At 39.8% G+C, this 18882-nt stretch carries 21 protein-coding genes; 13 read left to right on the top strand and 8 right to left on the bottom strand.

The annotated features are described in order from the left end of the window. The first annotated feature begins 1 nt into the window (after position 1). The 11 genes from AWN68_RS03275 (at position 2) to AWN68_RS03225 (ending at position 9295) form a co-directional block, all read left to right on the top strand. Positions 2–454, top strand: coding sequence for a GatB/YqeY domain-containing protein (locus AWN68_RS03275; RefSeq protein WP_068411325.1), 453 nt, complete (start codon positions 2–4; stop codon positions 452–454). Between the two features lie 4 nt (positions 455–458). After that, a complete protein-coding gene (locus tag AWN68_RS03270; RefSeq protein ID WP_157716059.1) occupies positions 459–989 on the top strand; it encodes a CvpA family protein in 531 nt (176 codons plus the stop codon). Next, positions 986–1552 (top strand): anthranilate synthase component II, encoded by a 567-nt coding sequence (locus AWN68_RS03265; protein WP_068411321.1) that lies wholly within the window; start codon positions 986–988, stop codon positions 1550–1552. Before AWN68_RS03270 ends, AWN68_RS03265 begins: the two co-directional genes overlap by 4 nt. 22 nt (positions 1553–1574) lie before the next feature. Continuing rightward, positions 1575–2339 (top strand): alpha/beta fold hydrolase, encoded by a 765-nt coding sequence (locus AWN68_RS03260; protein WP_068411320.1) that lies wholly within the window; start codon positions 1575–1577, stop codon positions 2337–2339. After that, complete coding sequence (locus AWN68_RS03255; RefSeq protein WP_068411318.1) at positions 2336–3001, top strand: CBS domain-containing protein; 666 nt, start codon at positions 2336–2338, stop codon at positions 2999–3001. Before AWN68_RS03260 ends, AWN68_RS03255 begins: the two co-directional genes overlap by 4 nt. Positions 3002–3008: 7 nt before the next feature. Next, on the top strand, positions 3009–3884 hold the full coding sequence (locus AWN68_RS03250; RefSeq protein WP_068411317.1) for an NAD kinase: 876 nt from the start codon (positions 3009–3011) through the stop codon (positions 3882–3884). Positions 3885–3997: 113 nt separating this feature from the next. Then, positions 3998–4660, top strand: coding sequence for a type IX secretion system protein PorG (gene porG, locus AWN68_RS03245; RefSeq protein ID WP_157716058.1), 663 nt, complete (start codon positions 3998–4000; stop codon positions 4658–4660). Positions 4661–4741: 81 nt separating this feature from the next. Next, the gene (locus tag AWN68_RS03240) at positions 4742–5473 is read left to right on the top strand and encodes an isoprenyl transferase (protein ID WP_068411314.1); all 732 of its coding nucleotides are present in this window, start codon (positions 4742–4744) and stop codon (positions 5471–5473) included. A 14-nt stretch (positions 5474–5487) separates the two neighbouring features. Beyond that, on the top strand, positions 5488–8151 hold the full coding sequence (locus AWN68_RS03235; RefSeq protein WP_068411313.1) for a BamA/OMP85 family outer membrane protein: 2664 nt from the start codon (positions 5488–5490) through the stop codon (positions 8149–8151). A 1-nt stretch (position 8152) separates the two neighbouring features. Continuing rightward, the gene (locus AWN68_RS03230) at positions 8153–8695 is read left to right on the top strand and encodes an OmpH family outer membrane protein (RefSeq protein WP_157716057.1); all 543 of its coding nucleotides are present in this window, start codon (positions 8153–8155) and stop codon (positions 8693–8695) included. 24 nt (positions 8696–8719) lie between these two features. After that, positions 8720–9295, top strand: coding sequence for an OmpH family outer membrane protein (locus AWN68_RS03225; RefSeq protein ID WP_084362739.1), 576 nt, complete (start codon positions 8720–8722; stop codon positions 9293–9295). A gap of 74 nt (positions 9296–9369) precedes the next feature. Here the strand turns inward: AWN68_RS03225 and AWN68_RS03220 are convergent, their stop codons facing one another. The 5 genes from AWN68_RS03220 to AWN68_RS03200 all read right to left on the bottom strand — a co-directional run bounded on the left by AWN68_RS03220 (position 9370) and on the right by AWN68_RS03200 (position 15787). Continuing rightward, entirely contained in the window at positions 9370–10305 is a 936-nt protein-coding gene (locus AWN68_RS03220) for a tetratricopeptide repeat protein (RefSeq protein ID WP_157716056.1), read from the bottom strand. A gap of 4 nt (positions 10306–10309) precedes the next feature. After that, positions 10310–11896, bottom strand: a complete 1587-nt coding sequence (locus tag AWN68_RS03215) for an amidohydrolase family protein (RefSeq protein ID WP_068411306.1) — start codon at positions 11894–11896, stop codon at positions 10310–10312. Positions 11897–12045: 149 nt separating this feature from the next. Continuing rightward, on the bottom strand, positions 12046–12405 hold the full coding sequence (locus tag AWN68_RS03210; RefSeq protein WP_068411303.1) for a hypothetical protein: 360 nt from the start codon (positions 12403–12405) through the stop codon (positions 12046–12048). 104 nt (positions 12406–12509) lie between these two features. Further along, complete coding sequence (locus AWN68_RS03205) at positions 12510–15086, bottom strand: ABC transporter permease (protein WP_317038912.1); 2577 nt, start codon at positions 15084–15086, stop codon at positions 12510–12512. Continuing rightward, a complete protein-coding gene (locus AWN68_RS03200) occupies positions 15086–15787 on the bottom strand; it encodes an ABC transporter ATP-binding protein (protein WP_068411300.1) in 702 nt (233 codons plus the stop codon). Before AWN68_RS03200 ends, AWN68_RS03205 begins: the two co-directional genes overlap by 1 nt. A 79-nt stretch (positions 15788–15866) precedes the next feature. On the opposite strand from AWN68_RS03200, the gene AWN68_RS03195 reads away from it, so the two are divergent. Continuing rightward, complete coding sequence (locus AWN68_RS03195) at positions 15867–16493, top strand: arylesterase (RefSeq protein WP_068411298.1); 627 nt, start codon at positions 15867–15869, stop codon at positions 16491–16493. 4 nt (positions 16494–16497) lie between these two features. Here the strand turns inward: AWN68_RS03195 and AWN68_RS03190 are convergent, their stop codons facing one another. From AWN68_RS03190 to AWN68_RS03180, 3 genes are read right to left on the bottom strand one after another with little or no spacing between them, the layout of a single operon-like run. Continuing rightward, the gene (locus AWN68_RS03190) at positions 16498–17250 is read right to left on the bottom strand and encodes a carboxypeptidase-like regulatory domain-containing protein (RefSeq protein WP_157716055.1); all 753 of its coding nucleotides are present in this window, start codon (positions 17248–17250) and stop codon (positions 16498–16500) included. Positions 17251–17300: 50 nt separating this feature from the next. After that, positions 17301–17690 carry a hypothetical protein gene (locus AWN68_RS03185; RefSeq protein WP_068411296.1) on the bottom strand — a complete coding sequence of 130 codons (390 nt, stop codon included), beginning with the start codon at positions 17688–17690 and terminating at the stop codon, positions 17301–17303. Beyond that, a complete protein-coding gene (locus AWN68_RS03180; protein ID WP_068411294.1) occupies positions 17687–18277 on the bottom strand; it encodes an RNA polymerase sigma factor in 591 nt (196 codons plus the stop codon). Before AWN68_RS03180 ends, AWN68_RS03185 begins: the two co-directional genes overlap by 4 nt. A gap of 158 nt (positions 18278–18435) precedes the next feature. On the opposite strand from AWN68_RS03180, the gene AWN68_RS03175 reads away from it, so the two are divergent. Then, on the top strand, positions 18436–18828 hold the full coding sequence (locus AWN68_RS03175) for a DUF6249 domain-containing protein (protein WP_157716054.1): 393 nt from the start codon (positions 18436–18438) through the stop codon (positions 18826–18828). The last annotated feature ends 54 nt before the right edge of the window (positions 18829–18882 follow it).

The following is an 18882-nucleotide window of genomic DNA, read 5'->3' as shown; positions in this document are numbered from 1 at the left end:
GATGAGCCTAAAACAACAGATTGACGCAGATATTAAAAGTGCAATGCTTGAAAAGCGTAAAGATGACCTGAAAGCCTTGAGGGCAGTCAAATCAATGATTCTTTTGGCTGAAACTGAAAAAGGAAATACTGAAGGAGTTTCGGCTGATGCTGAAATGAAGCTTTTGGTAAAAGCCGTGAAGCAAAGAAGGGACTCTGCGCAAATTTATAAAGAACAGAATAGAGAAGACCTTTATGCCGTTGAAATGGCAGAAGTTGAGGTCATCGAAAAGTATTTACCAAAGCAGCTTACCGAGGAAGAAGTGAAAGCTGAACTTCAAAAAATCATTGCTCAGCTAGGTGCTTCTGGTCCTCAGGATATGGGTAAAGTGATGGGCGCAGCCTCTAAAGCCCTCGCTGGAAAAGCGGATGGCAAAACCATTTCAACTTTAGTGAAGCAATTACTGACAGCCTAATTCATTGAAAACCCTTGACATCATACTATTAATACCGCTCATTTTTGGAGCGGTAATGGGCTTTAGAAAAGGGTTACTCTTAGAAATTATCGGAATATTGGCCTTTGTTTTGGCCATTATTGGTGGTTTTAAACTCATGGAGATCGGTATCTCCTATTTGCAAGAACACATAGAAGGCATGGATCACCTCCTGCCATTCATTTCCTTTCTTGTTATTTTTCTGGCCATTATTCTGCTAGTGAATATGGTAGGGAAATTAATGAAGAAAGTGGTGGATATGACGTTGCTTGGCGGAGTGGATAAATTTGCTGGAGCCATTGTAGGTATTGCAAAATGGGCCATTGGCTTAAGCATTCTCCTTTGGCTTACTAATAATTTTGGCATTGAGCTACCCGGGCAAGATGAAGATTTGGTGCTCTACCCATATTTGGTAAAGCTTGGCCCCAATCTAATTGAAGCCCTAAATGTGGTTTTGCCTTTTGCCGAAGAAATGCTGGACTCTATTAAAGAAATGGTTTCTCCACAAATCACTTGATACTCATTTTAGACAACTTCGATTCATTCACCTATAACTTGGTGGACTACTTTGGGCAACTCAATGTAAAAACCGAAGTAATAAGAAACAATGTTTCTATGGACAGTATCAACTTCAGCAAGTATTCTGGCATCGTTTTATCGCCTGGGCCAGAGAAGCCAGAAAAAGCTGGTATCTTATCAGAAGTTGTGAAAGCCAAAATTGGGCAAATGCCAATGCTCGGTATTTGTTTGGGACATCAAGCCATTGGTCAATATTTAGGTGCTACATTAGTAAAGGCCAGATACCCAATGCACGGCAAAATTTCTAGCATAAAAACCGAAGAAGCCATTATATTTAATGGTTTGCCCAATGAATTTGACGTGGTTCGTTATCATTCGTTAGTACTTCATAATTTACCAAATGACCTTTCTCCAATTGCCCAAACGGAAGATGGAGAACTAATGGCATTTGAAAATGTTGAATTAAAAGTAACTGGAATCCAGTTCCACCCAGAAGCTATTTTGACCCAGTACGGATTAGAAATGCTAAAAAATTGGGTGAGTTTTTATAATATTGTTTAAATCGTTAGCTAAAACTGACCACATGGCATTAGAAATTAAAGAAGAAAAAGGGTACGAGTACATAGATGAGGGGCAAGGCGAAGTAATTGTACTGCTTCATGGCCTTTTTGGGGCTTTAAGTAATTGGGAAAGCGTAGTAAATCAATTCTCTAAAGAATACAGAGTCATGATTCCAATGCTGCCCATTTATGAAATGCCAATCAAACAAGCTGGGCTTGAGGGCTTAGTGAAACACCTTGAGGGCTTTGTAGCGCTAAAAGGTTTGACAAGCATGAAACTGATGGGGAACTCATTAGGAGGCCATATAGGTCTGATTTATACGCTCGCCAATCCAGAGAAAGTCAACGGACTGATTTTAACGGGTAGTTCAGGGCTCTTTGAAAATTCCATGGGAGGAAGTTTCCCAAAAAGAGGAAGTTACGAATACATTAGAGAAAGAGTAGAATACACTTTTTACGACCCTAAAACCGTTACTGAGGAGTATGTAAACGAGGTGTTTGAAACCACCAAGAGCATTCCAAAATGTATGCGAATTGTGGCCATTGCTAAGTCTGCACAAAGACACAATATGGCAAAGGAAATCCCGAACATCAAAATACCAACGCTGTTAATTTGGGGCCTTAATGATACCATTACACCTCCCATTGTGGCACATGAGTTCGACAGGCTTATTCCTAATACGAAACTAAGGTTCATTGATAAGTGTTGTCATGCACCAATGATGGAACACCCTGAAAGATTCAATCAATTACTTCAAGAGTTTTTAGACGAGCAAAAAGCAGCATGACCGCAGCAGAACTGATTAATTATTTAATTCCTCCTTTAAAATTGACTGACGATGGCAACAAGGCCATTGTATGGATGGAAGAATTACGGACCAATCAGTTACCTGTGGTAGAAAAAGGAAAGTTTTTGGGCCTTATTTCAGAAGATGTCATTCTTGAAAACAATGATGCTACCAAACCTATTCGAGAATACGACTTGTTTGCCGAAGACTGCTTTATTTTTGAAGACCAGCATTTTTATGATGTCATTAAAATGGCCCATGAACATGAAGTTCAGCTGGTTTCTGTTTTAGGTAGAAATGGAAACTTCTTGGGCGTGGTAACGATTGAAGACACCATTAGCAGCTTTGCTCAATCAATGGCCGTTCAAGAACCAGGAGCAATTCTAATTGTTTCTATGAACTACAGAGATTATTCTTTGGCCGAAATCAGTAGAATTGTTGAAGGCGAAAATGCTAAGATTTTAAGCAGCTGCATCACCAACGATTACATGGATGCTTCAAGGATTAAATTAACCCTAAAGGTTAATCAGCCCGATATTTCTCATATCAGTGCTTCCATCGAACGCTTTGGGTATAAAGTGATTGGAAAGTTTCAAGAAATTGAAATCAAGTCGAATGACCAAGACCGTTATGATATGTTGATGAAATACCTCAACATTTAATTTGCCTATGAAAATCGCTCTCCACGGAAAAAGCATCACCCCTGAAGCCATTGATTGTGTAAAAGATTTACTTCAGGTTTTAGACGAAAAGTCTATTGATATTTCGATGTCAAAAGATTTTGAGAAGCAGCTGAAAAAAGCAAAGCTAAACGCCAATCCGGAAAAAATTATTTTACCAGGAGATGACCTGTCGGACATTGACTTTGTGTTAAGCCTAGGAGGTGATGGCACCATGCTAGATACCATTGCCTATACCGCACAACACGAAACCCCGATTGTGGGCATAAACCTTGGAAGGCTTGGTTTTTTAGCCACTACGCCTAGAGGTGAGATTAACAATGCTGTTGAATCACTCATTTCTGCAGATTATATTGTAGAAAGTAGATCGTTGATTCATGTTGATTCAAATCAAGACCTTTTTGCTCCTTTCAATTTTGGGCTGAACGAGTTTACCATTGTTAAAAAAGAAACTTCATCTATGATCGTGGTACATACTTATGTAGACGGTGAATATTTAAATGCATATTGGGCTGATGGCTTGATTGTCTCAACCCCAACAGGCTCAACGGGATACTCTTTAAGTTGTGGAGGACCATTGGTTCACCCAAGGTTAAAGAACTTTATTCTAACTCCAGTTTCTCCGCATAACCTTAATGTTCGACCAATCATAGTTTCAGACCAAAGCGAAATCACTTTCGAAATTGAAGGAAGAACTAACCGTTTTATGGTGTCTTTAGATTCAAGGTCATGCAGTGTAGACGATAAAGTAAAAATATCCGTTAAGAGAGAGTCGTTTGAGGCAAAGCTGGTAAGGTTCGCCCATAACAGCTATTTCGATACCTTACGACATAAGTTGAATTGGGGGGTAGACGCCAGAAATTGAATTAACAATATTTAACTGGCCATTTTTGAAACGAAATCACAATGTTATCTAGCTTGCGAGCATATCATACGGATAAAACTGTATTACCTAAGTTTTTGAAAAAATCATCTTTGATGATTTTGTTACTACTGTCAATTTTCAGTGTCAGAGCACAAGACTCTGAAGTTGGTTTTGAGCTAGGCACTTATAACTACCTTGGCGATGTAGCCCGAGCTTATGATTTTGGGAATTCAACTTTAGGAGCGCAGTTCTTTGTTAGAAAACACCTTAACAATGGTTTCAATACCCGGATTTCAGTTGGGTATGGCAAACTAAAAGGTGCAGATGACGAAGCATTTGACGTGTTTTCAGCAAATAGAAATGCATCTTTCAAGGGTCGAATTTTCAATGTTGATTTTCTATGGGAATACAATTTCCTTGATTTTCGAGACGAAAAACTACAACAGTTTTGGACACCCTATATTTTATTTGGCGTGGGCGCTTACAAATATACCGGAGAAGATGGCTTTGGCTCATCATATAATTCTGGAATAAATTTAAGATTACCAATAGGCATAGGCCTCAAATATAGAATCGATAGAAGGTGGACATTGGCAGCATCAACCAGTGCAATCAAGTCTAATTCAGACGATTTAGACAATGTATCTATCAATACTCCTTCCATCAAAGATTATAGAGGAGGCAATCCTAACGATGACGATTGGATGTTCTTTACGTCAATATCGATTAGCTATACACTCTATAAAATCGTCTGTCCTCAAGACAAATTTAGATAGCACTGATAAAGAATCAATTAGGGTTTAAAAACAATAACCATTTTCGTACCTTCGCACTCGCTTTTTCGCGGAGCAGATACAATGAAGAACAAAATTAAGCTTGACTCACTTCCGAAACACATTGCCGTAATCATGGATGGTAACGGCCGTTGGGCAAAAAGCCAAGGTGCCGCCCGTGTTTTTGGTCATAAAAACGCCATTAAGGCGGTAAGAGACACTACTGAAGGGTGTGCAGAGTTGGGCGTTGAATACCTTACCCTTTACGCATTTTCAACAGAAAACTGGAAGAGGCCAAAGCTAGAAGTTAACGCTCTGATGCAGCTATTGGTAGCCACCATCAATAAGGAAATAAAAACCTTGATGGACAATGACATCAAATTGACTGCCATTGGTGATATCGAAAGTTTACCAAAGTCATGTCAACGTGAATTGGCGCAAGCAATGGAAACAACTTCGAAAAACAAAAGGATGACTTTGGTTTTAGCCTTGAGTTATAGTGGTAAGTGGGACATTACCAATGCCATGAAACAAATAGGCCTGAAGTGCGAGAGTGGAGCGTTAAAAGCTGAAAACATTACAAGTGAAATTATTGAAAACCATTTGTCAACATCGGGGATTCCTGATCCAGAGTTGTTGATAAGGACAAGTGGTGAGCAAAGAATAAGTAATTTTCTATTGTGGCAAATGGCATATACCGAGTTTTTTATCACGGATACGCTTTGGCCAGACTTTAGGAGAGAGCATTTATATGAGGCAATTGTCTCGTACCAAACAAGAGAAAGAAGGTTCGGTAAAACGAGCGAACAGATATAGAATTAACCTTGGGAATGAAGAAAATATTTTTACTTCTGGTCATTAGCATATGTGGTTTAACGCAAGTTAAAGGGCAGGTGAGATATGGTGTGAATACGGCAGAAGGTGTTCAAATTGACTATACAAACCCAAGGGTTTTTGAAATTGCTGAAGTGCTGTATTCTGGCCTTAGCTCCATAGAAGAACGGGCGCTAACCGGTTTAGTAGGCATTAAAGTTGGTGATAAAATCAGTATTCCTGGAAATGAAATTTCCGATGCCATCAAAAAACTATGGAAACAAGGCATTATTGCTGATGTCCAAATTTGGCTTACAAAAATTGAGGGTGATAGGGCGTTTTTAGAGATTAGAATCACTGAGCGACCAAGAATCACAAAATTTGAAATTGAGGGCGTTAATAGTTCGCAGAAATCAGACTTAAAAGAGCAGATTGGTGTAATTGGAAAAGTAGCAAGCGCTCCTCTGATCAAGAATAGTGAAACCCTGATTAAGAAGTATTATGTGGCAAAGGGATACTTAAATGCAAATGTAAAAACACTTCAAGAAACGGACTCTGTAGGCACAAAAGGAGCTCAGTTGACCTTTATTGTCGATAAAATGTCGAAGGTAAGAATCAATAAAATTGAGTTCGAAGGCAACGATTCCTTTTCTGACCAACGACTAAAGAAACCTTTAAAGAAAACCAATGAAAAGCCTCGTTTCTGGCTTGTGGCAAGACTTTTTGACCAAATTTTTAAGACTACTCCAAACACAGTTTCTAATTATGTGGACTCAACCTATACGGTGAGTGAATCTAGGTTCAAGTCTTTCATTAATGATAACGTTAAACTCAACTTCCTTCAAAGTTCAAAATTTATTCAAGCAGAGTTTGAAGCTGATAAAGATGGATTAATAGCTTTCTACAATACAAAAGGTTACAGAGATGCTGCCATTGTTAGTAGCTCCGTAACAAAGCTAGATGAAGATTATATCAACCTTAATATCAAAGTAGACGAAGGAAGTAAATACTATATCAGAGATATTGACTGGACAGGGAATTACAAATACACTTCTTCACAGCTTTCAGGTCTCTTAGGAATTAAAAAAGGTGATGTTTACAACAGAGAACGTATAGAATCAAGAACCTCATTTGATGGGCAAAGTGGAGATGATATCAACTCACTCTACATGGATGATGGTTATCTGTTCTTCAGGCTAGAAGTAGTTGAAGTAAGAGCAGATAACGACTCAATAGATCTTGAAATGCGAATGTATGAAGGAGAGCAAGCCACAATAAAAAGGATTATTCTTAAGGGAAATGACAGAACTAGTGACCACGTGGTTCTTAGGGAAATCAGAACACTACCTGGTCAAAAATTCAGTAGAAGAGACTTAATTAGAACTACAAGAGAGTTGGCTCAGCTTGGCTATTTTGACCCAGAGCAAATCAATCCAAAACCTATTCCAAACAACGGGGATGGCACCGTAGATATCGAGTTTAGCCTTGTTGAAAAATCATCCGATCAGATCCAACTTTCTGGAGGTTTCGGTGGGCCATTCGGTTTTGTGGGTACAGTTGGACTTCAGCTGAACAACTTCTCAATTAAAAACATTAGAGACTGGAGTAAATGGAGACCTTACCCATCTGGTGATGGACAAAGGTTATCTGTACAGGTTCAATCTAACGGTAGACGTTTCCAGAACTACAATATGACTTTTTCCGAGCCATGGCTTGGAGGTAAAAAACCAAACAGCTTTAGTGTAAGCTTTAACAGAACTGTGAACAGAACTTTTACAGATTACTATAACCCTTCTGATGTCAACGGTTTCTTGAAGGCATCTGGTTTTACAATTGGGTTAGGTAGAAAATTGCGTTGGCCTGACGATTACTTTGGTATATCGAACAGCATATCATATCAATTTTATGATGTATTCAACTTTGGAAATACACTTGGCTTCTCTACCGGTCAGGCGAACAGCATAACCTTCAACACTGCTATTTCCCGAAGCAATATTGATAGCCCTCAGTTCCCTACACATGGGTCTCAGTTCAATTTAAATATAAACTTAACACCTCCTTATTCATTATTTTTGGATAGATTCAATGATGGTGGAAGCTCAGACCTTACAACCAGAGAGCGCTATCAGTTCATTGAATACAACAAAACATTAATGGATGCATCGTACTTTATTCCATTTACTAAAAAGTTTGTGTTGAATGCCAGAGCACACCTTGGGTTCATAGGTTCTTATGGAAACAAGACTGATACAGGACCATTCGAAAGGTTCTTCCTAGGAGGTAACGGATTAAATGGTGCAAATAACTTTATAATTGGACAAGACATTATTGCGTTAAGAGGTTATGAGGATAACAGTATTGTACCAGTAGACCCTGAAACAGGCTTTAGAGGAGGACTTATCTTTAACAAGTTTGTTGCTGAATTGAGGTATGCAGTATCATTAGCCCCTACATCAACCATTTACGTTTTAGCCTTTGGCGAAGCAGGTAATGCGTGGAACAATTACTCGGAGTATTCTCCAAGGAATTTATTTAGGTCTGCGGGAGTTGGTGCAAGGGTATTTCTTCCTGCATTTGGTTTGTTAGGTCTCGACTGGGCATATGGTTTTGATTCTGATAGAGAATTGGGGATTGATGGAGGTTCTCAAATTCACTTCACTATTGGTCAACAAATCAGATAACATGCACAAATTTTCGCCCGCCATAGTATTATTCTTTGTAATTTCTAACTTTGTGCTGGCTCAAAACGAGGCCTACGCACAGAAGTTTGGCCACATTGATTCAGGTTATATTTTATCCAAAATGCCTGAATACGCTGAGAAAAAGAAGGAGATAGAAGATCTCCACAAGGAATATGACAAAGTGGTACGGAGTTTGCAAAACCAAGCTGAGAAGATGAGGGCAGAACTTAGGGCCAAGGAAATTTTGTTTACTCCTGAAATGATAAAGGAAAAGCAAAACGAAATTGACCTGAAGGAACAAGAGGCACTAGACAAGTCAACAGAGCTTTTTGGTTATGATGGACTCATTTATAAAAAGCAAAACGAATTGTTGAGGCCGCTTTGGCAAAAAATGTCTGAGGCTACAGAGATAGTTTCTAGAAAGCATAAGATAGACTATATGCTTGATAAAGCTGCCGATGTTAGTATTATTTACTCCAACCCTGAGCATGATTACACAGAGTTTGTGCTAGAAGAATTGGAGTTATTAAAAAAGAAGAACTAAAACATTAATTTGAATCTTAAAGTCATGAATCGTAAACTATTACTCGCTACATCATTGTTTTTAATGGCAATGACAGCCTGGAGCCAGGAATTTAAAGTTGGTTATACAAGCATAGATGCTATTGTATTTAGTATGCCTGAAATTCCTCAAATCAATGCCGACCTACAGGTCTATCAAAAACAATTGGCCAGTCAGGTAGAAAGCAAACAAAAAACAATCGATGCAAAAATTGCAGAATACCAGCAATTGGCACAACAACCGACTGTATCACCAACGGTGATGCAAGAAAAAGAAACTGAAATCAGAAAGCTACAAGCCGATTTTCAGAACTTTTCTCAAAAAGCAGATGAATCACTAAGCAATAAATCGAACAACTCGTTCAACCCTATTTATGCAAAGGTTCAAAACGCTATTGAGGAAGTAAGAAAAGAAAAAGGCTACGGCATGATTATTAATGCAGGCACTGAAACTGGTGGAATCGTTTTAGCAGCTAGAGAAGAAGACAACATTACCAAAGCTGTGTTCGAAAAACTAGGTGTTCCAATGCCAACTCCTAAAGAAGGAGAAGGAACCCCTGCCGCCAAATCAGGAGGTAACTAAGAATATAATATTTCCATAAAAAAGGCCATCTCAATTGAATTGAGATGGCCTTTCTAGTTTTTAGCGTTCTAAAGTTAATTCTTCAGTCTATACAGATCAACCTCAGTGGCTACGTAACCAAAGGCGGGCCAATTTCCAGTATCAATTACCTTTTGGAAGATCTCTTTCGCTTTTGCAATGTCTCCATTGTATAAGTACCAATTACCCATTCCGTAACCTTGAGTAGCCAAGCTAAGTGCTACATCCATTTGATCAGTTCTCAGTAGTTCCTCTTTCGCCAGTTCACCCTTATACATCATAATTCGTTTATAGTAACTATCGTTTTCGATAATCGTCATTTCCGAATGAATTGGTTCGAGGAATGTTAAAGCCTCTTGGGCTTTCCCTTCTCGCATAAGACTCATATAAAGCCAATCCGTAGTGGCCACTAGTAAATCATCGTTTACACTATATTTCAGGCATTCCTTATAGATTGCAGTCGCTTCTTCAAACTTACCTTGGAGATAAAGCGCCAGCCCATAGTGATAAAGAATATTGAACTGGGTATTAGAAAGAGGAATGTTCATACTGTTGGGGGCGCCATCAGGCTCCACCTCAATCTTCTCCCTATCCATCATCTCAAAAGCTTTTTTATAATCCGATTCTGCTTTTGAAAACTGCCGGGTACTGATATACCTATGTCCTCTGTGCCTGTAAAGCTTGTAGGAGTTCGGAAACTTATTAATACCTTCTGTAAACACCTCAATGGCCTTATTATAGTTGCTTAAATACGCCCAACGCCTTCCTAGCCAAATGGTGTTCATTTCACTAGGATCGTCATCAAAATTCTTTTGAGCCTCTTTTAAATTAGAAGTCAATGTTGTAGTAGCCTCATCACTCCTTTCTGGAATATGCAGTGGAGTTCCATCCACAGCATAGGCCTGAACTTCTTCCTTTTCTTCAGTTTTCTCTCCAGAACAGGCGAAAACAAACAAAATACTACAAAGTATTATCAATAAGCGAGCTTTCATATATTTAGTATTTATCGGTCATTTTGAAGGTCATTCCGTTCTTCTTCTCATCTACCATTTTCTTCACGTCTTCCAGAAGTTTTTTGGCATCATACACTATTCCATCCTTCACCGTATAACGAACTCCCCCTACACGAATAAGTTCATTGTCATCATTCAGTTTCAGGGCTCCTGTACCGTAAAGCACTTTTAAGTTCTGTAATGGATTTTCTTCTACAATTACAAAATCCGCAAACTTGCCTACTTCCACTGTTCCGATTTTATCAGCCATGCCCAAGGCTTCTGCCCCATTCAAAGTAGCAGACATAATAACTTCGAGCGGATGAAACCCCGCTTCGCGAAGCAACTCTAGCTCACGGATATAAGCGAAACCATACAGTTGAAAGATAAAGCCAGAGTCTGAACCTGCAGTAACACGGCCCCCACGGTTTTTATATTCGTTTACAAAGGTCATCCAAAGATTATAGTTTTCTTTCCAAGCCACTTCTTCTTCCGTTCCCCAATAGAACCAATAAGAACCATGTGACCTTTTACTCGGGCGATAAAACTCCCAAAGTGAAGGCAAAGTATACTCTTGGTGCCATTCCGCAGAATACGCACGCATCAAATCACGGCTGGCTTCATAAATGTTGAATGTTGGATCCAAAGTGAAATCCAGATCAATCAACTCGTTCATCACATTGTTCCAATGATCTGAAAAAGGAGGTGCCGCCTGTGCCCAAAGCCTACCTGCCTCACCAAAACGGTCTTGCTCATTTCTGTAATTATAGTCTAAGCTATAGTTCTGAACCCTTCTGTCTGTGAATAGTGCTTCAGGCAATCCATACCAGTGCTCCATTGAAGTCAATCCAGCTCGGGCAGAGTTGAGTACATTCCATCGTACTACGTCCATTTGCGCATGGTGCATGGCCGATTTTAATCCCAGTTTTTTGTTTTCTTCTAAAGCGGCCTGCATAATTTCTGGAGCAGCTCCAAAAAACTTGATCCCATCAGCCCCTTTGGCTTTGTTTTGTCTTACCCAATCTCTGGCCATCTCTGGAGTTGAAATAGGTTCCTTAGCCCCTTGTCCAAAACCCGTATAGGCCAAAATTCTAGGGGCAGTAATGGTGTTTTGATTACTCTTTTCCTTCTGATCCAAGACCCATTGAAGGCCATTACCAGTGGAAGGGTCTCGAATGGTGGTAATACCATGCGCCAACCATAATTTAAACACATATTCAGCTGGAGTACCTTGTGCAGACCCGCCTATATGGCCGTGCATATCCACGAAACCTGGCATTAGGTACATGCCTTCCAAATCCATCACTTGATCTTTTGGACCTACTTTCGGGCGGTCTTGTTCACGAATTTCCAAGCCTGGATAACCTACATTGTAGATGCCTTTGATGATGTTTTTTTCAACGATGATGTCTACGGGGCCAGTGGGTGGTGCTCCATTTCCATTGATCAATGTAACTCCTCGAATGATAAGTCTTTCGAAAGGCCCTTCGCCTTCACTCCGATTGGGCGCTTTTTCTACTTGAGCATGAAGGTGAAAGACTAAGGTTAATAAGAAAAGGCATGCTATTGCCCTGAAGAAATGTTTTTTCATAGTGATTAAGGTTGAATTAGTGCAGAAGATAATTATTTCCTCAGCAGAACACAACGCTGCTTATTCTGCCGGAGCAAAATGAAAGGGTAGTAAAACAGAAAGCCTCGCAGTTTTCACTGAGAGGCTTTCCTATTTGCTAATTCTTAATTCTATTTTTTGGCCTTCTTTTCAAGGTTCATGTCGAAAGTCTGACCAGACTGTTTCCATTTACCTGTAAACTTACCGTCTTTTAGCGTGCCTTCATAAGTTCCGCCAATGGCTTCCATTTTCAATTTTAAAACATCCTCCTTAAAACTTACCTCGTCAAAGGCTAAACCATACGCATTTTGCATTGGGCTGTCCATGGTGGCTTTTAGGGCCTTATCTTTTTCCGTAAGATGGATTATTATTTCAAGGTCACCATTTGGAGTGATTATTTTTCCGTTCCAATCACCAAGTGCTTTGGAATTGTCTTGAAGAGAAAAACTGAGGCTTGTGAATACGAGCAATAATGTGGTTATAAATTTCATAATTTGAGTTTTTGATTAGGCCAAATGTATACGAAAACACTACTTCAGTGATCAGAAAAAAGCACGAAAGGGAAATACAATGGTTAAATGAAATATTATACCGATCATTGAATTTCACTCCTAAGCACTTCCAGAGGGGATTTGCTCAAAATACCTCGGCTGTTCAGCAACCCAATCAAAACCGTTAATGAAGTAATGGAAACATAAACCAGCAGTACCGGAAGTACATTTGGTACGAAAGAAGCTTCGAAAGTAAAGTAGGCCAAAGCCCAGCTACCCAAAAGCGCCAAGGCAATTCCTGAAAGTGAGGCTAAACTGCCCAACACAAAATATTCAAGACTATTGATGGTCAAGATTTGACGTTTACTTCCGCCTAACGTTCTTAACAAAATGCTCTCTCTGATGCGTTGAAATTTACTCAGGATTACCGAACCAATTAATACCAACAGCCCCGTAACAATACTGAAAAGTGCCATAAAGCGGATGACAAAAGAAATTTTACCCAAAATTTCATCCACTGTAGTCAAAATCAAACCAATGTCGATTACGGAAACATTGGGGTATTTTTTAACAATATCACGCTGATATAAAGCCCCTTCTTCGGTGGATTTGACCCTCGTAATCAACACATGAAACTGAGGCGCCTTTTCTAAAACTCCTTCAGGAAAAAGCACCAGAAAGTTGGTTTGTACTCGCTCCCAATCGATTTCTCTAAATCCCCCGACATAGGTTGTAATCGGAACGCCTTGCACATTCCAAATCAGTTCATCACCCAACTTGATTCTATTACTTTGTGCATAGCCTTTTTCTAATGTCACAAAAACTGAATCGCTATCCGCCTCCATCATTTTAAACTCTCCCTCTACCAATACTTCTGATTCAATAAGGCTATCTCGGTACGTAATCCTCCATTCACGATTGAAAGCCCCAGAGCGATAATTGAGTGTGGAATCAGCCATCACATCAGATAAGGTATTGCCATTGATTTTTGAAAGTCGCATGGTCACTACGGGTACTTGCTGTAATACTGGCAAGCCTTGCTCTTTTGTAAAGGCTGCAATTTCATCTTTCTGATAGGATTGAATATCAAACAGCATCATGTTCGGGCGACCAGCATCCGTGGTAATTTCTACCTGGCTGATCAATAAACCCTGAATAAAATAGAGGGTGGTAATCAGCGCTGTGCCCAAACCAATGGAAGCGATCAAAATCGTAGTCTGGTTATTTGGACGATACAAATTGGCCAAGCTCTGTCGCCAAAGGTAACTCCAGCCCGTTGGGAAGAATTTCTTCACTGCCCACATGGCGAAACGGGCAATGAGCACTAAAAACCCAAAGGCCATTAATACGGAAATGGTGAACACAAAACTGTTAGAGAGGTCTCCAATTTGTAAATAGGCAAAGCCAAAAATGAAAATGAAAATTCCGCCAAAAACCAACCACCTGAGCGGATCTCTTGCACCGCTTTCTCCATCAGGCGTATTCCTTAAAGTGAGCAGCGGAGATGCTTTTCTGATCGCCAAAAGTGGTGTAAGCGCAAAAAGGATGGACACAACAAAGCCCGTAGCAATTCCACCTAAAATAGAAGGCCATGAAATGCTGAAGTTGACTTCTACTGGCAGAAAATCTGCAAATACTTTTGGCAAAATGGTTTGTAAAAGTGTTCCTGAAAAAGCACCAATCGTTGCACCAATCAGCCCAATTATTCCAATTTGGATCAGGTAAATTAAAAAGGTATCTCTTCCTTTAGCACCAAGGCAGCGAAGAATCGCCACCGTTCTAATTTTCTCTTTAATGTAAATATGTACCGCACTGGCCACGCCTACACAACCCAAGAGTAAGGCCACAAAAGCCACCAAGTTTAAGAAGCTACTCAAGTCTTCAAACGTACGGCCTGTGTCTCGCTTTCTTTCCTCTACAGTATCTCCACTGATGCCTTCTGTCCGTAAAAATTCACGGTCCGTTCTTAACTGTGCGTCTAAGTCAAACTCAGGATCGAGGTCGTTCAACTTATAGAACTTTCTGTATTGAACACGGCTTCCCTTCTGAATCAGACCCGTGGCCTCTACATATTTCATAGGAATATACACTGCAGGGGCGACCAAAGTAGCGGCCATCGACTGCGATGGTGAACTGATTAAGGCGCCTTCAATTAAGAAAGTCACTTTACCAATTCGGACGGAATCGCCCACTTGAATATCGTATTGCACCAAAACACTTTGGTCTACCAAAGCTTTGGCTTGCCCATCTCTAAAAGACTGCGCTGATGAAGTTGGGTTAGATTCGATAACTCCGTAAAAAGGAAAAGCACCTTCTAAAGCCCGAACGTCTACCAGTCGACTGCCTTGGTTTTTAGGAAAGAAAACCATGGAGGCAAAGCTATTTTCTGAAGACAGTTCATAATCCAGTGTGTCTAGAAAGGGATAATTGAAATCATCCTTATTAGCGCTTAACTCCAAATCTGCTCCAAGTAATTCCTTTGCTTGGCCATTGATATCGTCTTTCAGGTTTTCGCTGAAGGAGTTAATCGCCACTAAAGCAGCAATACCGAGAATGATTGATGAAATGAATAGAAAAAGCCTTGATTTACTTTTTCGCGCATCGCGCCAAGCCATGAGAAATAACCACTTGGCAGAAGAGTTCGATCCGAAATTGTCTTGGTCCATTTTCATTTTGGCCATTATATCTCGGTTTCTACAGGTGTCAATTCAGAATCGTAAATGACCTGTCCGCCTTTAATTCTTATAATACGATTAGTTTTATTGGCCAGCTCCAAATCATGGGTTACTAAAATTAAGGTGGTGCCCGCTTCCTTATTTAAGCTGAAGAGTAATTCCTCCACTTTTTCGGAAGTTTCTTCATCCAAATTGCCGGTTGGTTCATCGGCAAAAAGGATTTCGGGTTGGTTTGAAAAAGCTCGAGCAATTGAAATTCGCTGCTGCTCTCCCCCCGAAAGTTGTGTTGGGTAATGTTCGTGCCTATCGGCCAAGCCTACACGGTCGAGCAATTCTAAAGAACGTACTCTAATATTTTTTTCTTTTCTCAGCTCCATCGGTACCATCACATTTTCCAGTGCGGTAAGCGTGGGCAACAACTGGAAATTTTGGAATACAAAGCCAACATTCTGGTTACGAACTGCCGCTCTTTGGTCTTCATTGAGTGTTTCCAAGGCATGGCCATTCAGTACCACTGTGCCCGATGAGGCCCTATCGAGGCCAGCGCAAAGTCCAAGCAAAGTAGTTTTTCCACTGCCCGAAGGTCCAACTATGGAGAAACTTGTGCCTTTTTCAATTTCAAAATTTACATTTTTGAGGACGGTTAAATTTTTGGAACCGCTTTTGTAAGTTTTCGTTAGGTCTTGAACCTTAAGTATACTTGCCATGTAGTAATAGGGATGTAGACAATCAAGACGAAATTATCGTCTGAATGTTTAATGATCCTTCAATTAAGTGTAGAAACATATGATTTCAAAACTTCCGATCCTCAGTATTTTAACTTTTGTTGTTGCGTTTTGGCTTAGCCCGAACGATCAAGAGAAGAAAAAAATCATCTTTTTTGGTGACAGCATTACGGCTGGTTATGGCATAAGCCTGGAGGAAGCTTTCCCTAATATTATTCAGAAAAGAATAGATTCTTTGGGGCTGAATTATGAGGTGATCAATGCTGGTTTAAGTGGTGAAGCTTCGGCTGGTGGTTTAGATAGAATTGACTGGATCCTGCAAGGTAAGCCCGATATTTTTGTGTTGGAATTGGGCGGAAACGATGGCCTGCGTGGTTTAAGTATTCAAGAAACAGAAGCCAACTTAAAAGCCATGATCGACAAAGTGCGACAGGCCAAACCGAGCACTAAAATCCTTTTGGCGGGCATGCAAATTCCGCCCAATCTGGGGCAAGATTATACTGAGTCATTCCGTAAGGTTTTTGCCAAAGTAGCGAAAGACAAGAAAGTAGATTTAATTCCCTTTCTGCTTGAAAACGTAGGCGGGGAAGAAGATTTAAATCAATCTGACGGGATTCATCCTAACCGTGCCGGGCATAAAATTGTAGCGGAAACTGTGTGGATGTATTTGGAGAAGTATGTGAAGTAGAGGCCTACCGCCTCAAAAAAGCATCGTACCGGTTCAGTACTTTTTGTGCCAGTTGGTATTCTGAGGCACGAAGGATTTCAATATCATAGAAGTTGCAGAATTCCATAAATTCATCAATCACACGGTCGTCTATTCGCGTAACAAATTTCACAAATTCCTTATTGAATTTAGCCTCAACGGCTTCTTTCTGTGTTTTTTCCTTTTCCTGAGCAGCTAAAAGCACATTTAACTTCCGCTTCTCCATAAATTTTTTATCTAAGAAATTGAGTAAGCCAGAAATACCAATACCTCCTTGTTCCAAGGTCTCCATCTGTGGTTTCGACCAATCCGTTTTGGGTGCGTTAGGATCTACAAAGCCCAAGTCCATGGGTACGCGTTCCGGACGATTGAGGTAAAAGTCTTTGGCGAATGCGGTCACCACTACAGAATCGAGCAGATAGGTTCCTTCTTCCAATTGGATAAATAATCCATCGGGATGGGTGTCCATTAAAGAAGCCGTTATGGAAAAGGTAACGGGTTCGTAACCAATGGAAGTGATTTTTATGCTGTCGTTGAGCTGAACTGGAAATTCAAATTTTCCTTCATTATCAGTTGCTACACCTTGCTTTTTATTCACCACCAAAACCGTGGCAAATGGCACTGGTCTTAGCGTATTTTTTTCAACCAACTGCCCTTTCAATACGTAGTTTTCCTGTTGCTGTGCGCTAAGGCAAAAGCAAAAGAAAAGCATACATACGATGGTGACGGTTTTGAACACGTTACAAAGTAACGCTTGATTGATAGATAACCCTAAGCTAAAATCGGTATTTAACCTTTTTTAACCGCCCTTTCCAGTTCTTGGTGCTTGAAATACCTGTTCAAAAGAACAGCCATCCAAACTACAATCACGCTAAGTAATCCGAGCAAAAGCAAAGACAGGTCGATGTTAAAAGTAAAGAGCTCCATAATTTTTGATAGTCCGAGCCCCTCCAAATCAATGTTCTTTTTGGAGAGTAATAGAAAGCCTATCGCTACAATAATGACTGAGAAGTAGGTTACTTTGAGCCATTTTGGAATGTAGACAGGCCGGATTTTAGTTTTTTCGTACTGCGTTACTTTTTCAAGCAAGGCATGATTGAAACCCATAGAAGGCTCTTCCAAACCCTCCATTTGTAGTAACTCTTTTAACTCCTTATCTGATAGATCGAACTCTTTCATAATAATTCTCTCACCTCTTTGTCTAACAAATGCTCTAATGCAATAAGTAATCTTTTTCTGGCCCTGTGCAATCTAACTTTAACATTTGAAAGCTCCCAGTTCGTAATCTCACAAATTTCTTGAAGCGAATTTTCATTGAGGTAAAACAACGTAATCGCTATCTGATCATCGTTAGAAAGTTGCGTCAAAGCCAATTGAATATAACCCGATCTTTCTTCCTTTTGAAGCCTTCTCCATTCTGAATCTGGCTCACTCAGCTGAAGCAAGTTTTCAGAAGATAAGTCATCAATTTCCGTGGTCTTTAGCTTTTTCTTTCTCAAGGAGGTTAAAGCGGTATTGTACACAATCGTATACAACCAAGTGGAAAATTTAGCTTCTTCCTTAAACTGACCTATATTTTTGTAGGCTTTTAGAAATGAATCTTGCGTTACCTCCTCCGCATCTTCCCTTGACTTTAATAAACGCAAAGCCAGCGTAAAAGCCATTGCTTTGTGCTCATCAACCAACACATTGAAAGCCGCAACATCACCATTTTTCACTTTAGCGATGATCAGCTCCATTGCATATCGTTCATTGTGAGGTTTCATTTTTTATGTTTGACTACAAGGTGGAGTTTTAGGTTACATAAAGATTAAGAGATTCGATTATGAACCAAGTTAAAAATTAAACTTTGGAACAGGGTGTAACCTAAATTTCAGAAAACGCATCTATAAGAGCAAGTATTGAAAATTTAAACACAGAAATCATGAATGAAATAGTTGGAATATTTTTTATCATAGCCATCCTTAGCATAGCCGGTTTGATATTTTTCCATTTACTCACACGACATAGGGAACGTGCTATGTTAATAGAAAAAGGAGCTGATGCGAGTTTATTTCAGACAGAACCGAAAAAGAGAAACCTATTCTTCACTATCATTCTTGGCTCATTGCTTATCTGCTTATCGCTAGGCATTGGTTTGGGTTACTTTATGGAAGGTTTACTGGTTAGAATGAATACGGCAAACTTCTCCCCTGATTCTTATCGATCTGACGATTACCCTGGCGCCTATTTCTTTTCTATATTCTTGATGCTAGGTGTAGGTTTTATTGCCTCCTTCTTTTTGCATAGAAAGTTGATTCTTGAGAAAAGAAACTAAAACAGATAACAACACAAAAGGCCTCTTGAATTAAGTTCAAGAGGCCTTTTGTGT

The organism is Roseivirga echinicomitans (genome assembly GCF_001592935.1).
Classification (GTDB): domain Bacteria; phylum Bacteroidota; class Bacteroidia; order Cytophagales; family Cyclobacteriaceae; genus Roseivirga; species Roseivirga echinicomitans.
This window is presented reverse-complemented; position numbering and strand designations above follow the sequence as displayed.

What these genes read in the sequence shown, in the direction of transcription:
- AWN68_RS03230 (WP_157716057.1), top strand. Translation starts at nt 8,153, where the DNA reads ATGCACAAATTTTCGCCCGCCATAGTATTATTCTTTGTAATTTCTAAC.
- AWN68_RS03235 (WP_068411313.1), top strand. Translation starts at nt 5,488, where the DNA reads ATGAAGAAAATATTTTTACTTCTGGTCATTAGCATATGTGGTTTAACG.
- AWN68_RS03205 (WP_317038912.1), bottom strand. Translation starts at nt 15,086, where the DNA reads ATGGCCAAAATGAAAATGGACCAAGACAATTTCGGATCGAACTCTTCT.
- AWN68_RS03210 (WP_068411303.1), bottom strand. Translation starts at nt 12,405, where the DNA reads ATGAAATTTATAACCACATTATTGCTCGTATTCACAAGCCTCAGTTTT.
- AWN68_RS03240 (WP_068411314.1), top strand. Translation starts at nt 4,742, where the DNA reads ATGAAGAACAAAATTAAGCTTGACTCACTTCCGAAACACATTGCCGTA.
- AWN68_RS03195 (WP_068411298.1), top strand. Translation starts at nt 15,867, where the DNA reads ATGATTTCAAAACTTCCGATCCTCAGTATTTTAACTTTTGTTGTTGCG.
- AWN68_RS03200 (WP_068411300.1), bottom strand. Translation starts at nt 15,787, where the DNA reads ATGGCAAGTATACTTAAGGTTCAAGACCTAACGAAAACTTACAAAAGC.
- AWN68_RS03175 (WP_157716054.1), top strand. Translation starts at nt 18,436, where the DNA reads ATGAATGAAATAGTTGGAATATTTTTTATCATAGCCATCCTTAGCATA.
- AWN68_RS03255 (WP_068411318.1), top strand. Translation starts at nt 2,336, where the DNA reads ATGACCGCAGCAGAACTGATTAATTATTTAATTCCTCCTTTAAAATTG.
- AWN68_RS03250 (WP_068411317.1), top strand. Translation starts at nt 3,009, where the DNA reads ATGAAAATCGCTCTCCACGGAAAAAGCATCACCCCTGAAGCCATTGAT.
- AWN68_RS03260 (WP_068411320.1), top strand. Translation starts at nt 1,575, where the DNA reads ATGGCATTAGAAATTAAAGAAGAAAAAGGGTACGAGTACATAGATGAG.
- AWN68_RS03215 (WP_068411306.1), bottom strand. Translation starts at nt 11,896, where the DNA reads ATGAAAAAACATTTCTTCAGGGCAATAGCATGCCTTTTCTTATTAACC.
- AWN68_RS03225 (WP_084362739.1), top strand. Translation starts at nt 8,720, where the DNA reads ATGAATCGTAAACTATTACTCGCTACATCATTGTTTTTAATGGCAATG.
- AWN68_RS03275 (WP_068411325.1), top strand. Translation starts at nt 2, where the DNA reads ATGAGCCTAAAACAACAGATTGACGCAGATATTAAAAGTGCAATGCTT.
- porG (WP_157716058.1), top strand. Translation starts at nt 3,998, where the DNA reads ATGATTTTGTTACTACTGTCAATTTTCAGTGTCAGAGCACAAGACTCT.
- AWN68_RS03220 (WP_157716056.1), bottom strand. Translation starts at nt 10,305, where the DNA reads ATGAAAGCTCGCTTATTGATAATACTTTGTAGTATTTTGTTTGTTTTC.
- AWN68_RS03180 (WP_068411294.1), bottom strand. Translation starts at nt 18,277, where the DNA reads ATGAAACCTCACAATGAACGATATGCAATGGAGCTGATCATCGCTAAA.
- AWN68_RS03185 (WP_068411296.1), bottom strand. Translation starts at nt 17,690, where the DNA reads ATGAAAGAGTTCGATCTATCAGATAAGGAGTTAAAAGAGTTACTACAA.